The following is a 14,385-nucleotide window of genomic DNA, read 5'->3' on the forward strand; positions in this document are numbered from 1 at the left end:
TTTTTATGTTAAGAAAGGGAGCAATCAAATGAAAATCAGATGTCAAAAAGCAGACCTTTTAAAAGGAGTTAATTTTGTTTCAAAAGCAGTTCCTACCAAAACTACAATGGCTATTCTTGAATGCATTCTTATAGATGCATCTTCTGGAGAAATTAAGCTTACTGCTAATAATATGGAACTTGGAATTGAAACAATTATAAATGGAACTATTGAAGAAAGAGGAATTGTAGCACTTGATGCAAAGATTTTCTCTGATATTGTAAGAAAGCTTCCTGATAATGAAGTTACTATAGAAACAGATGCTTCATTTAATACAAAGATTACTTGTGAAAAAGCAAAGTTCTTCAATGTAGGTAAGTCAGGAGAAGATTTCTCATACATTCCAGTTGTTACTAGAAATCAACCAATCATTATTTCTCAATATACTTTAAGAGAGATTATTAGAAAAACTATCTTTACTGTTCCTGATAAAGATAACAATAAGATGATGACAGGTGAGCTTTTAGAAATAAAAGATGGCAAGCTAAAAGCAGTTGCACTTGATGGTCATAGAGTTTCTATTAGATATGTTGATCTTAAGGATGCAACAAATGATGTTAATGTTGTTGTTCCAAAAAATACTCTTAATGAAATTATTAAAATCATTGACGGTGGTGTTGATGATTTTGTAAATATTTTCGTTACTGATAATCACATTGTATTTGAATTTGATCAGACTACTGTTGTATCTCGTATTATTCAGGGTGAGTTCTTTAAAATTGAGCAGATGCTTTCAGCTGATTACGAGACAAAAGTTAAAATCAATAAAAAAGATTTACTTGATTGTATTGATAGAGCAAATACTATCGTTAACGAAGGTGATAAGAAACCAATCATTGTTAACGTTTCTGATAATGTAATGTCACTTTCAGTTACTTCATTTATTGGATCAATGAATGAAGATATTGATATTGTTAAAGAAGGTAAGGACATCATGATTGGCTTTAATCCAAAATTTGTGATGGATGCACTTAAGGCTATTGATGATGAAGAAATAAATCTTTACATGCTTAATGCAAAGAGTCCATGTTTCATTAAAGATGATGAAGGTACATATATTTACATTGTCCTTCCTGTTAACTTTAATAATCCAGGAGCTAATTAATGGAAACTATTCAAATTAGAGATGAATTTATAAAACTTGGACAGCTACTAAAGCTAGCTAATTTAGTTGAGTCTGGAGCTATGGCCAAAGAAGTCATTGAAGAAGGACTTGTAAAACATAATGGTGAAGTTGAAACTCGCCGAGGCAAAAAAGTTTATCCTGGTGATGTTGTTGAATTTAATGGAGAAAGCGTAACAGTTACTAATGATAATTAAATCCATTGAGCTAGAGAATTTTAGAAATTATGATTCGTTAAATATTAATTTTGATGAACATACTACTATTCTATTTGGCGACAATGCCCAGGGTAAGACTAATATTTTAGAGTCTGCCTATATGAGTGGTACTACCAAATCTCATAAAGGAAGTCGTGATAAAGAAATAATTAAATTTGATAAAAATGAGAGTCATATTAAAACGGTCATTTCAAAAAATGACCGTGACTATCAAATAGATATTCATCTTAAGAAAAATAAATCAAAAGGTATTGCAATTAATAGAGTTCCAATTAAAAAAGCCGCTGATTTATTTGGTCTAATCAATATTATTTTCTTTTCACCGGAAGATTTAAATATTATTAAAAATGGTCCAGCTGAGAGAAGAAAATTCATGGATGCTGAACTTTGTCAAATAGATAAAATATATCTTTCTGATTTGACAAATTATAACAAAGCTTTAAATCAGAGAAATGCTCTACTAAAAGAGATGATTTATAAACCTGATTTAAAAGAGACATTGCCAGTATGGGATGAGCAGCTTATTACATATGGCAAAAAGATAATAACAAGACGTCAACAATTTATTAATGATATCAACATTATAGTTAAAGATATCCACTCTAAAATTACATCAGGTAAGGAAAATATAGATGTAAGTTATGATCCAAATATTGAGGACATTTTTTTCCTTGATGAATTAGTAAAAAATAAAGAAAAAGATATGAGATTTTGCCAGACTTCAGTAGGGCCTCATAGAGATGATATTAAGATAACTGTTGATGGAATAGATATTAGAAAATTTGGAAGTCAGGGTCAACAACGTACTTGTGCTCTCTCACTTAAACTTTCAGAAATTAAACTTGTTGAAAATACAATAAATGACAAGCCAATACTTCTCCTTGATGATGTTTTATCTGAGCTTGATAAAAATCGTCAAAGTGATTTATTAGATAATTTACTTGATACACAAACTATCATTACTTGTACTGGACTTGATGAATTTGTAAAAAATCGATTTAAGCTAAACACAGTTTATAAGGTAACAGATGGTTCTATAGAATTAATTACGGAGGAACTAAATGAGTAAGGAAGTTAATCAGGAATATGGTGCAGACCAAATACAGATTTTAGAGGGACTTGAAGCTGTTCGTAAGCGTCCTGGTATGTATATTGGTTCTACCTCTGAAAGAGGTCTTCATCATTTAGTATATGAGATTGTAGATAATGCAGTTGATGAAGCACTTGCAGGATTTTGTACTCATATTCAGGTAACTATTAATCCAGACAATTCAATTACAGTAGTTGATGACGGTCGTGGTATTCCTACTGGTATCAACAGCAAAGCTGGAATTCCTGCGGTTGAAGTTGTATTTACAGTACTTCATGCCGGTGGTAAATTCGGTGGTGGCGGTTACAAGGTATCAGGTGGTCTTCATGGTGTAGGTGCATCAGTTGTTAATGCACTTTCAAACTGGGTTGAAGTAGAGATTAAGCGAGAAGGCAAAATCTTCAAACAGCGCTATGAACGTGGCAAGACAATGTATCCTCTTAAAGAGATTGGAACTTGCGATGCATCTGAAACAGGTACAAAAGTTACATTCTTACCAGATGACACAATATTTGAGACCACTGTTTTTGATTTTAAAACATTAAAAGTAAGACTTCGTGAGACAGCCTTCCTTACAAAGGGTCTTAGAATTACTCTTACAGATACAAGAGGAGAAGAACCTAGAGAAGAAAGCTTCCATTACGAAGGCGGTATCAAGGAATTCGTTCAATATATCAACAGAGGTAACGAAGCACTTTATGATGAAGTTATTTACTGTGAAGGAACAAAGGACAATATCTATGTTGAAGTTGCAATGCAACATAATGATGGATATCAGGATCAGGCCTACAGTTATGTAAATAATATTGTTACCCCAGAAGGTGGCACTCATCTTACTGGTTTTAGAGGTGCTCTTACAAAGGTATTTAATAAATATGCTAGAGATTACAAGATTCTAAAGGATTCTGATCCACAGCTTGATGGTGATGATATTCGTGAGGGTCTTACAGCAATTATTTCTATCAAGATTGAAGAACCTCAATTTGAAGGTCAGACCAAGCAAAAACTTGGCAACTCAGAGGCTCGTGGAGCGGTAGATGCAATCGTATCAGAACAGCTTACATGGTTTTTAGAGCAGAATCCTACTATTGCTAAAAATATTTGCGAAAAATCGCTGCTTGCGCAGCGAGCAAGAGAAGCAGCCAGAAAAGCTCGTGATCTCACTCGTAGAAAAACAGCATTAGAAGGAATGTCACTTCCAGGAAAGCTTGCGGACTGCTCAGATAAAGATCCTAAAAATTGCGAAATCTTTATCGTAGAGGGTGATTCCGCTGGTGGTTCTGCAAAGACTGCAAGAAGCCGTGCAACTCAGGCAATTTTACCACTTCGTGGCAAGATTCTTAATGTAGAAAAAGCCCGCGAAGATAGAATCTACGGTAATGCCGAGATTAAGGCAATGATCACAGCTTTCGGTACAGGAATTCATGAGGACTTTGATATTTCAAAGCTTCGTTATCACAAGATTATTATCATGACTGATGCCGATGTTGATGGTGCTCACATTGCAACACTTATGCTTACATTCCTTTACAGATTTATGCCGGAGCTTATTAAGCAAGGCTATGTATATCTAGCTACTCCTCCACTTTACAAATTGGAGAAAAACAAAAAAGTTTGGTATGCATATTCCGATGAGGAATTAAATCAGATTCTTACTGAAGTTGGTCGTGATAGTTCTAACAAGATTCAGCGATACAAAGGACTTGGTGAGATGGATGCTGAGCAGCTTTGGGAGACAACAATGGATCCTGAAAAGAGAATTCTTAAGCGTGTAGTTATTGATGATGAAGATGCTTCAGAAATCAATGTTACATTCTCTACTCTCATGGGTGACAAGGTAGAGCCACGTAGAGAATTCATCGAAGCTAATGCAAAGTACGTACAAAACTTAGATATCTAAAATTTGTAAAAAAATTTCGGGCTTCGCCCGAGTAGCAAAGATAAAGGATTATTATGGACGACAAAATTTTTGATAATATTCATGAAGTTGACCTAAAACAAACAATGGAAACATCCTACATCGATTATGCCATGAGTGTAATTGCCTCTCGTGCGCTACCAGATGTAAGAGATGGTCTTAAGCCAGTTCAGCGAAGAGTTCTATTCTCAATGATTGAGCTTAACAATGGTCCTGACAAGCCACACAGAAAATGTGCTCGTATTGTCGGTGATACAATGGGTAAATATCACCCACATGGTGACAGCTCAATTTACGGAGCACTTGTCAACATGGCTCAGGAATGGAACACTCGTTATCCACTAGTAGATGGACATGGTAACTTTGGTTCTGTGGACGGTGATGGCGCAGCTGCCATGCGATACACTGAGGCCCGCCTTTCAAAGATTTCCATGACTATGTTTGGTATCAATTACAAGGATGACAAGTTCACCACTGGTAAAGATATTGACATGGATGGCGTTGACTTCATGCCAAACTTTGATGAGACTGAAAAAGAGCCTACAGTTCTTCCAGCTCGTTATCCAAACCTACTTGTTAATGGTACAACTGGTATCGCAGTAGGTATGGCAACCAATATTCCACCTCATAATCTGAGAGAAGTTATTGGTGCTGTTAATAAAATTATAGACAATCAGATTGAGGAAGATAGAGATACAGAAATCGATGAGATCCTTGAGATTGTTAAGGGACCAGATTTCCCAACTGGTGGTGTTATTCTTGGAAAGGCTGGTATTGAAGAGGCATACCGCACAGGTCGTGCTAAAATTAGAGTCCGTGCCGTTTCAGAAATTGAGCCAATGGACAACGGTAAGAATCGTATCGTTGTGACAGAGCTTCCTTACATGGTAAACAAGGCTCGACTTATTGAAAAAATCGCCGAGCTTCACAAGGATAAGCGAATCGATGGAATTACAGATCTTAGAGATGAGTCATCACGTGAAGGTATGAGAATTTGTATCGAGCTTAGACGTGATGTTAATCCTAACATCATTCTAAATCAGCTTTACAAGCACACTCAGCTTCAGGATACATTTGGTGTTATCATGCTTGCACTTGTTGATAATCAGCCAAAGATTCTTAATCTTAAGCAGATGCTTGTACACTATCTCAATCATCAGAAGGATGTTGTTACTCGTCGTACAAAGTACGAGCTTAACAAGGCTGAGGAGCGAGCTCATATTTTAGAGGGCTTACTCATCGCTCTTGATAATATCGATGAAGTAATTCAGATTATCAGAAGTTCTGCAGATGTTGCTACAGCAAAAGCTACATTGATGGAACGCTTTGGTCTTTCAGATGCACAGGCTCAGGCTATTGTAGACATGAGACTTCGTGCTCTCACAGGTTTGGAGCGTGACAAGATTCAGCAGGAGTACAATGACTTACAGATTCTTATCGGTAAGTTAAAGGCAATCCTTGCAGATGAAAAAGTTCTTCTTGCAGTTATCAAAACTGAGATTACAGAGATCGCTGATAAGTACGGAGATGATAGACGTACTAGCATCGGATTTGATGAATTTGATATCAGCATGGAGGATATGATTCCTGTAACTAACACAGTTGTTACATTTACAAAGCTTGGATATATCAAGCGTATGAATGAAGACAACTTTAAGGCTCAACATAGAGGTGGCAAGGGAATCAAGGGTATGGACACAATCGATGACGATTATGTTACAGAGATGCTCATGATGTCGTCACACGATTATCTCCTCTTCTTTACAAATAAGGGTCGAGTATATCGAATAAAGGCATATGAGATTCCAGAGTCTAGCCGAACAAGCCGAGGAATTGCAATTGTTAATATTCTTCAGCTTCAGCCAGATGAGAAAATCACAGCTATGATTCCAGTTGAGGATTATCATGAGGATAAATACCTCTTCATGGCTACAGCCGATGGATTTGTTAAAAAGACAAAGATTACTGAATATGAAAATATCAGAAAGAATGGTCTTACAGCAATAACACTTCGTGACGATGATACTCTTATTGAAGTTAAGTTAACTGATGGGGATGAAGATGTAATCATGGTTACAAAGTATGGTCAGGCAATTCGATTCTCAGAGACTGAGGTTCGTGCAACTGGTCGTGCTACAATGGGTGTAATCGGTATGAATCTTTCAGCTGATGATGAGATTATCGGCATGCAGCTTATCTCACAGGGTGAGAGTTTGATGACAGTATCAGAGAACGGTCTTGGTAAATGTACTCTTATGACTGAGTTTAACACAATCCACCGTGGTGGTAAGGGTGTTAAGTGTTACAAGATTACAGAAAAGACAGGAAATCTGATTGGTGCAAAGGCAGTGGAGAAGGATGATGAGGTAATGCTTATCAATACTGCTGGAACAATTATTAGAATAGAAGTTGCAGGTACAACACTTCTTAGCAGAATTACATCTGGAGTTAAATTAATCGACTTAAAAGAAAATACTAAACTAATTAGTATTGCAAAAGTTAGAAAAAGTGATACAATTCTGTCAGAAGAGGTTGAAGAATTAAATGAAGGTTCAACAACCGAATCATAGTTTCAGGTAACTTTTAATAGCAATGGGGCTGTTATTTACTTTAAATAGCAGCCTTTTTATTTTGAAAAATTTTGCTTTAGTCATGTAAAGCAGTGATAATTTAAAGTAATAACAGGATATTGTGATGAAGATAATAAATACTACTACAATTAGTGATAACGTAAAAGAGATGTGCATCGAGGCAAATTATTATCTCTCAGAAGATATGAATTCTGCACTTAAGAATGCTACTAATAGTGAGAAATCTGAGCTAGGAAAGAAAATTTTAAACCAGCTTCAAGAAAACTTAGATATTGCTGACAAGGAAATGATTCCAATTTGCCAGGATACAGGTATGGCAGTTTTCTTTGTTGAAGTTGGACAGGATGTCCACATTGAGGGTGGCTCTCTTACAGATGCTATTAATGATGGCGTAAGAAGAGGTTACACAGATGGCTATCTTAGAAAGTCAGTTGTAGGTGACCCAATAGAGAGAGTTAACACAAAGGACAATACTCCAGCTGTAATACATTACGATATTGTGCCTGGAGATGAGCTTAAGATAACAATAGCTCCAAAGGGATTTGGCTCTGAGAATATGAGCCGTGTCTTTATGCTAAAGCCGGCAGACGGAATAGAGGGTGTGAAGGATGCAATCCTTACAGCAGTCAAGGATGCTGGACCAAATGCTTGTCCACCAATGGTTGTTGGTGTTGGCATTGGAGGTACATTTGAAAAGTCAGCACTTATGGCTAAGAAGGCTCTTACAAGAGAATTTTCAGACCGTCCAACTATTCCTTGGGTTAAGGATTTAGAGGATGAGATGCTTGAAAAGATTAATAAATTAGGCATTGGACCAGGTGGACTTGGAGGTACTACTACTGCCCTAGCAGTTAATATTAATACCTATGCTACTCATATAGCTGGTCTTCCAGTTGCAATTAATATTTGCTGTCACGTTAATAGACATACAACGAGGGTAATGTAATGGAACACAGAATAACAACACCAATCACATCAGAAATTACATCAAAACTTTCAGCAGGCGACTATTGTTACATCACAGGTTACATATATGTTGCTAGAGATGCCGCCCATAAACGAATGGACGAGGCACTTAACAAGGGAGAAGAACTACCAATACCAATAGAAAATGAAACAATTTATTACATGGGACCTTCTCCAGTAAGAGAAGGTAGACCAATAGGTTCGGCTGGACCTACAACAGCAAGTCGTATGGACAAATACGCACCACGTCTTTTAGATCTTGGACTTAAGGCCATGATTGGTAAGGGCAAAAGAACAAAAGAAGTAATTGATGCTGTTGTTAGAAATAAGGCTGTGTATTTTGCAGCAGTTGGAGGAGCCGGTGCCCTCCTATCAAAATGTATTAAATCATCTGAGGTTATCTGTTATGATGACCTTGGAGCAGAAGCAATCCGCAAGCTATATGTGGAAGATTTTCCTGTTATCGTTGTAGTTGATTCTGAGGGGGACAACTTATACGAGACAGCAATCAAAGAATTCGCTAGATTATAAATTCTTTAATCAATAAGGGATTTTTAATATAAAAGAAAGAAATTAGAAAAGGAGTATAAATGATTTGGCGAAGTATATTTCAAAACGAATTTTACTGGCAATAGTGTCTCTATGGATAATTACATTAATCACATTTTTTGCTATGAACGCTATTCCAGGTGGCCCTTTTAACAAGGAAAAGGCCACAGATCCAGCGGTTATCCAGCAGTTAGAGGCTAGATATAACTTGGATAAACCACTTGGAGAACAATACAGACTCTATATGAAGAACCTTCTTCACGGAGATTGGGGTATTTCAACAAAATCAGGTCGTCCTATCTGGAATGATATGATTGAGAAATTCTCAGTTTCAGCTGGTTTAGGTCTTAGAGCTGCAGCAATTGCTATTATTTTTGGTATTATTCTTGGTGCTATTGCAGCACTTAACAGAAATAAATTACCAGACAGACTTATAATTTTCTTTACAACTTTAGGAACGGCTATGCCTTCCTTTGTTCTTGCTACACTTTTATTATTAGTATTTTGTACATGGCTAGGTTGGTTTGATGTTTTCTCAGCAAACAGTGTAAATTACTTACTACCTGTAATTGCCCTTGCAGTATATCCAATGGCATATATTACACGTCTTACAAAGACTAGTATGCTTGATGCATTAAATCAGGATTACATCAGAACAGCTAGAGCTAAGGGTGTTTCTAGAACAAAAGTTATCTTTGTACATGCCCTTAGAAATGCTCTTATTCCAGTTATCACCTATGTAGGACCAATGGTAGCATATATCCTTACTGGTTCTATGGTTGTAGAGAGTATCTTTACAATTGGTGGACTTGGCTCAACATTTGTAACATCTATTACTAACAGAGATTACCCAACAATCATGGCAGTTACAATTTTCCTTGCTATGCTTATGGTTGTAGCAAATCTACTTACAGATATTGTATACAAGCTTGTTGACCCTAGAATTAAACTGGATTAGGAGGAAGAATATTTTGGATAATAAAGAAATGAAAAGAAGCTTCCTCTCTGCTCAAGTTGATGTATCAAAATTCAACGCTAGCAATTTTGAGAAAGCTACAGATGATGAAAAGCGTCAGCAGGACGTTATGGGTGAGTCTACTACTTTCTTTAAGGATGGTATGAGACGTCTTCGCAAGAACCCACTTGCAATGGGAAGTATTGTTGTATTGGTTGCTATCATTTTAGCAATTCTTATCGCGCCACACTTTGTTCCATATAGCTATGACGAGGTCATAACAGTCAATGGACAGCGTGATAAGACTATGACAAACCTTGATTTCATGTGCTATTCCGACAAGGAACTTGCATATATGGAAGAGACAGGTGAGGATTTATTCCCTCATATTTTTGGTACAGATGGTCTCGGTAGAGATTACTTTATTCGTGTTATTTATGGTACAAGAGTATCACTTGCAGTAGGTGTTGTTGCAGCACTTATGGTAGTGCTCATTGGTATCATTTATGGTTCAGTTGCAGGTTATTTTGGAGGCAAAATCGACCTTGTAATGATGAGAATCGTAGATATTATTTATTCATTGCCAGACATGCTAATTATTATTCTTTTGTCGGTTGTACTTAAGGAAGTATTGGCAGGCAAACTTGCAGGAACAGTATTTTCAAGACTTGGAACAAATATGATTTCTATGTTTATTGTATTTGGTCTTCTTTATTGGGTAAGCATGGCTCGTCTTATCAGAGGTCAGATTCTTACTATTAAAAATAATGAGTATGTTCTTGCAGCTAAATGTATTGGCACACCAAATCGCAAGATTTTAACAAAACATATTTTACCAAACTGCTTATCAGTAATTATTATTACTACTGCCCTTCAGATTCCAAGTGCTATCTTCACAGAGAGCTACTTGTCATTCTTAGGATTAGGTGTTTCTATTCCACTTTCATCACTTGGTTCACTTGCCAATGATGCAAGAGCCGGTATGCAGTCTTATCCAGCAAGACTTGTAATTCCAGCAGTTATTATTTGCTTAATCGTACTTGCACTCAACCTTTTAGGTGATGGTCTTAGAGATGCATTCGATACAAAGCTTGATTAATTAGGAGGAAATTATGGCAGATTCAAAATATGTTTTAGAAGTTAATGACCTCCATACAAGCTTTTTTACAGATTCAGGTGAGGTCAAAGCAGTAAACGGTATTAATTTTAAGCTTGAGCCAGGTAAGACTCTTGGAATCGTAGGTGAGTCAGGTTCAGGTAAATCAGTTACAGCTTATTCGATTATGCAGATTCTTGCTCAGACAGGACGTATCACTTCAGGTGAAGTTCTTTACAAGGGTGAGGATATTACAAAATACTCTGAAAAAGAGATGCAAAAGTTTAGAGGAAGCAAATGCTCTATCATCTTCCAGGATCCTATGACAAGCTTAAACCCAGTATTCACAGTTGGTTATCAGCTTGAAGAAGCAATTATGCTTCACACAAATAAAAGTAGAGCCCAGGCAAGAGAAAGAGCTATTGAGCTTTTAAAGTTAGTTGGCGTTAATGACCCAGAAAAGAGAATTTATCAGTATCCACATGAGCATTCAGGCGGTATGAGACAGCGTGACATGATTGCCATGGCCCTTGCTTGTGAGCCAGATATTCTTATTGCCGATGAGCCAACAACAGCTCTTGACGTTACAATTCAGGCACAGATTCTTGAGCTTATGCAGAAGCTTCAGAAGGAGCTTGGAATGGCAATTATTATGGTTACCCATGATCTTGGTGTTATCGCATCTATGTGTGATGAGATTATGGTTATGTATGGTGGCCGAGTTTGTGAGAGAGGTACAGCAGATGATATCTTCTATGCCCCAGCTCATGAATATACAAAGGGATTGCTTCGTTCAATTCCACGTAAAGAAAATATGAATAAAAAGCTTGTGCCAATTGGTGGTACACCTATCAATCTTCTTAACATGCCAGCAGGTTGTGCTTTCTGCCCTCGCTGCGATGAGGCTATGAAGATTTGTCTTACAGAGGCACCAGAGGAAATCCGTGTTGGCGACACTCATCTTGCAAGCTGCTGGATGAATGTAAAAGAAGCGTTTGAAAATAGTAAGGAGGCATAGAATGAGTGAAGAAAAATACCTCCTTGAGGTAGAACATTTAAAGCAGTACTTCCCAGTAAAGGAAGGATTTAGAAAGGTACCACTTAAGGCTGTAGATGACATTTCATTTGCAATTAAGCCAGGTGAGACATTAGGACTTGTTGGTGAGTCAGGATGTGGTAAGACAACAGTTGGTCGTACTCTCCTTCGTCTTTATCAACCAACAGCCGGACGTATTGTATTTGATGGAGAAGTTCTTTTCGACAGTGAAAAGAAAATTGACGTAGATATGCATCCATATCGTAAGCAGATGCAGATGGTTTTCCAGGATCCATATTCATCACTTGATCCTAGAATGACAGTTGAGGATATTATCGGTGAGCCTCTCGATGTACATAAGCTCTACTCTTCTAAGGGCGAGCGTCGTGACAAAATATTGTCACTTATGGAGACTGTAGGACTTAATGCTGAGCATGCAATGCGTTATGCCCATGAGTTTTCTGGTGGACAGAGACAGCGTATCGGTATTGCACGAGCACTTGCTGTAGATCCAAAGTTCATCGTATGTGATGAGCCTGTATCAGCACTTGATGTTTCAATTCAGGCCCAGGTTGTAAATATGTTTGAGGAAATCCAGGAGAAGCTTGGAGTTGCCTACTTATTTATCGCCCATGACCTTTTAGTTGTACATCACATTTCAGATAGAATTGCTGTTATGTACTTAGGTCACATAATGGAAATTGCAGATGCAGACGATTTAAATGATAATCCAGTACATCCATATACACTTTCTCTTCTTTCAGCTGTACCTATTCCAGATCCTGAGACAGCTAGAAATAGTAAGAGAATCATTCTTGAGGGTGATGTTCCAAGTCCTCTAAAGATGCCAAGTGGATGTCCATTTAGAACAAGATGTAAGTATGCTACTGAGCAGTGTGCATGTGAGATGCCACCACTTACTGATAGAGGAGACAGACATTTTGTAGCATGCTGGAATAAATAGATTTTAAACCAAGAAGGGGTTTAGAATAAATAATTAAGATTAAAGGAGAAAGAAGCATGAAAAAGAAACTCTTAGCAGTTCTTCTTGTTGCTTCAATGGCAACAAGCATCGTAGCATGTGGTAACAAGGGTCAGAAGCCTTCATCATCAAATAATGGAGATGGAAATACAACCGCAGAAGCTACAACAATCAACACAGACACTACAACACTTAAGATTAATCTTGCATCAGAGCCAGATTACCTTGACCCAACACTTAACTCATCAACTGATGGTGCAGCACTTGCACTTAACTCATTCGTAGGACTTTATACCCTCGATGAGAACAACAACTGTGTGCCAGCACTTGCAGATGGCGAGCCAGAGGTTTCAGAGGATGGACTTCATTACACATTCAAGCTCATCGAGTCTAAGTGGTCAAACGGTGAAGAGCTTACAGCTAACGACTTCGTATACAGCTGGAACCGTGCAGTAGCACCTGAGACAGCAGCTGACTACGCTTATATGTTTGCACCTATCGCAACAAATGAAGATGGAACACTTAAGGTTGAAGCAACTGATGATTATACACTTGAAGTAGAATTAAACGCTCCATGTGCTTACTTCTATGATCTTCTTGCATTCCCAACATTCTTGCCAGTTTATCAGCCAGATGTTGAGGCAGCTAATCCTGACGGAACAACACCAGGTGCTTGGGCACAGAATCCAGGATTCGTATGTAACGGTGCATTTACACTTTCAGAGTGGAAGCACAATGAATCAATGGTATATACAAAGAACCCTAACTTCTACAGAGCAGACGAGGTTTCTCTTGAGAAGCTTGAGTTTATGCTTTCAAATGACTTTACAGCAATTTATGCTGCTTACAACTCAGGAGATCTTGATTTTGTAGATCAGCAGATACCAACTGATGAAATTGAGTCACTTAAGGGTAACCCAGAGTTCCACGTACTTGATTCACTTGGAACATACTATGTTGGATTTAATGTAAATTCAGATATTTTTGATGGTCTTACACCAGAGCAGGCAGCAAAGATGCGTCAGGCTCTTTCACTTCTTATTGACCGTCAGTGGATTGTAGATACAGTTGAGCCTACAGAAAAGACTCCTGCAGATACATTCATTCCTGATGGAATGGCTGATGGTAACGGTGGTGTATTCGAAGCAGCTGACGCTGGCTACTATGATGCTACTACAACAGGTGCGGGCAATGTAGAAGAGGCTGTTAAGCTTCTTGAGGACTGTGGCTATTCATTCACAGATAAGGGTGATGGCACATACGATATCTCTCCTGCACTTGAGGTAACATATCTTACAAACCCATCTACAACACACGAAGGTGTTGCAGCACTTATCCAGCAGGATTGGGGCAAGGTTGGTATTCAGGTAAAGGTTGAGACTGAGGACTGGAACGTATTCCTTGAGGATAGAAAAGCTGGTAAGTTTGATATCGCTCGTGAGGGATGGATTGCAGATTTCAACGATCCAATCAACATGCTTGAGATGTGGGTATCATACGGTGGAAACAACGATATGCAGCTTGGTAAGAACCCAACACCACAAGCTCCAGATTGGACAGAGTATGATGAGCTTATCCAGGAGATTTATGTAGAGACAGATTACGCTAAGCGTGCTGAGCTCATGCACAAGGCAGAGGATATGCTTATGAGCACATACGCAGTTGTACCTGTATACTACTACAACCACATCTATCTTCAGAAGTCTAATGTAGAGGGTGTATATGCTACAACTAACATGAATATTTACTTCATGTACGCTAAGAAAACAGCAAATTAATAACTATTAAAAAACTTGGGGAAATCGCTAAGATTTCCCCATTT

At 37.8% G+C, this 14,385-nt stretch carries 12 protein-coding genes; all 12 read left to right on the plus strand.

Going from position 1 to position 14,385, the window contains the following annotated elements:
• The first annotated feature begins 28 nt into the window (after positions 1-28).
• The 12 genes from dnaN (at position 29) to BLP50_RS07535 (ending at position 14,341) form a co-directional block, all read left to right on the plus strand.
• Positions 29-1,144, plus strand: a complete 1,116-nt coding sequence (gene dnaN, locus BLP50_RS07480; protein ID WP_090153280.1) for a DNA polymerase III subunit beta — start codon at positions 29-31, stop codon at positions 1,142-1,144.
• The gene (gene yaaA / locus BLP50_RS07485) at positions 1,144-1,359 is read left to right on the plus strand and encodes a S4 domain-containing protein YaaA (RefSeq protein WP_090153283.1); all 216 of its coding nucleotides are present in this window, start codon (positions 1,144-1,146) and stop codon (positions 1,357-1,359) included. Before dnaN ends, yaaA begins: the two co-directional genes overlap by 1 nt.
• Positions 1,349-2,449 (plus strand): DNA replication/repair protein RecF, encoded by a 1,101-nt coding sequence (gene recF / locus BLP50_RS07490; RefSeq protein WP_090153285.1) that lies wholly within the window; start codon positions 1,349-1,351, stop codon positions 2,447-2,449. Before yaaA ends, recF begins: the two co-directional genes overlap by 11 nt.
• Positions 2,442-4,370 carry a DNA topoisomerase (ATP-hydrolyzing) subunit B gene (gene gyrB, locus BLP50_RS07495; RefSeq protein ID WP_090153287.1) on the plus strand — a complete coding sequence of 643 codons (1,929 nt, stop codon included), beginning with the start codon at positions 2,442-2,444 and terminating at the stop codon, positions 4,368-4,370. Before recF ends, gyrB begins: the two co-directional genes overlap by 8 nt.
• Before the next feature lie 53 nt (positions 4,371-4,423).
• Entirely contained in the window at positions 4,424-6,958 is a 2,535-nt protein-coding gene (gyrA, locus tag BLP50_RS07500) for a DNA gyrase subunit A (RefSeq protein WP_090153289.1), read from the plus strand.
• 124 nt (positions 6,959-7,082) lie between these two features.
• Positions 7,083-7,925, plus strand: a complete 843-nt coding sequence (locus tag BLP50_RS07505) for a fumarate hydratase (protein WP_090153291.1) — start codon at positions 7,083-7,085, stop codon at positions 7,923-7,925.
• Positions 7,925-8,476: a Fe-S-containing hydro-lyase gene (locus tag BLP50_RS07510; protein ID WP_090153293.1), complete on the plus strand. Its 552-nt coding sequence runs from the start codon at positions 7,925-7,927 to the stop codon at positions 8,474-8,476. The genes BLP50_RS07505 and BLP50_RS07510 overlap by 1 nt, the downstream gene beginning before the upstream one ends.
• A gap of 64 nt (positions 8,477-8,540) precedes the next feature.
• Complete coding sequence (locus tag BLP50_RS07515) at positions 8,541-9,452, plus strand: ABC transporter permease (RefSeq protein ID WP_090153295.1); 912 nt, start codon at positions 8,541-8,543, stop codon at positions 9,450-9,452.
• A 28-nt stretch (positions 9,453-9,480) separates the two neighbouring features.
• Positions 9,481-10,548, plus strand: coding sequence for an ABC transporter permease (locus BLP50_RS07520; protein ID WP_176753724.1), 1,068 nt, complete (start codon positions 9,481-9,483; stop codon positions 10,546-10,548).
• Between the two features lie 13 nt (positions 10,549-10,561).
• On the plus strand, positions 10,562-11,563 hold the full coding sequence (locus BLP50_RS07525) for an ABC transporter ATP-binding protein (RefSeq protein ID WP_090153297.1): 1,002 nt from the start codon (positions 10,562-10,564) through the stop codon (positions 11,561-11,563).
• A 1-nt stretch (position 11,564) separates the two neighbouring features.
• Positions 11,565-12,545, plus strand: a complete 981-nt coding sequence (locus BLP50_RS07530) for an ABC transporter ATP-binding protein (RefSeq protein ID WP_090153299.1) — start codon at positions 11,565-11,567, stop codon at positions 12,543-12,545.
• Between the two features lie 56 nt (positions 12,546-12,601).
• Positions 12,602-14,341 carry a peptide ABC transporter substrate-binding protein gene (locus BLP50_RS07535; RefSeq protein ID WP_090153301.1) on the plus strand — a complete coding sequence of 580 codons (1,740 nt, stop codon included), beginning with the start codon at positions 12,602-12,604 and terminating at the stop codon, positions 14,339-14,341.
• Positions 14,342-14,385: the final 44 nt, after the last annotated feature.

The organism is Pseudobutyrivibrio sp. AR14, assembly GCF_900101325.1.
Taxonomy (GTDB): Bacteria; Bacillota; Clostridia; order Lachnospirales; family Lachnospiraceae; genus Pseudobutyrivibrio.

Excerpts from the sequence above, each read along its gene's own strand:
- gyrA (WP_090153289.1), top strand. The coding sequence starts at position 4,424 with ATGGACGACAAAATTTTTGATAATATTCATGAAGTTGACCTAAAACAA.
- yaaA (WP_090153283.1), top strand. The coding sequence starts at position 1,144 with ATGGAAACTATTCAAATTAGAGATGAATTTATAAAACTTGGACAGCTA.
- BLP50_RS07505 (WP_090153291.1), top strand. The coding sequence starts at position 7,083 with ATGAAGATAATAAATACTACTACAATTAGTGATAACGTAAAAGAGATG.
- BLP50_RS07535 (WP_090153301.1), top strand. The coding sequence starts at position 12,602 with ATGAAAAAGAAACTCTTAGCAGTTCTTCTTGTTGCTTCAATGGCAACA.
- gyrB (WP_090153287.1), top strand. The coding sequence starts at position 2,442 with ATGAGTAAGGAAGTTAATCAGGAATATGGTGCAGACCAAATACAGATT.
- dnaN (WP_090153280.1), top strand. The coding sequence starts at position 29 with ATGAAAATCAGATGTCAAAAAGCAGACCTTTTAAAAGGAGTTAATTTT.
- BLP50_RS07510 (WP_090153293.1), top strand. The coding sequence starts at position 7,925 with ATGGAACACAGAATAACAACACCAATCACATCAGAAATTACATCAAAA.
- BLP50_RS07520 (WP_176753724.1), top strand. The coding sequence starts at position 9,481 with ATGAAAAGAAGCTTCCTCTCTGCTCAAGTTGATGTATCAAAATTCAAC.
- BLP50_RS07530 (WP_090153299.1), top strand. The coding sequence starts at position 11,565 with ATGAGTGAAGAAAAATACCTCCTTGAGGTAGAACATTTAAAGCAGTAC.
- BLP50_RS07525 (WP_090153297.1), top strand. The coding sequence starts at position 10,562 with ATGGCAGATTCAAAATATGTTTTAGAAGTTAATGACCTCCATACAAGC.
- recF (WP_090153285.1), top strand. The coding sequence starts at position 1,349 with ATGATAATTAAATCCATTGAGCTAGAGAATTTTAGAAATTATGATTCG.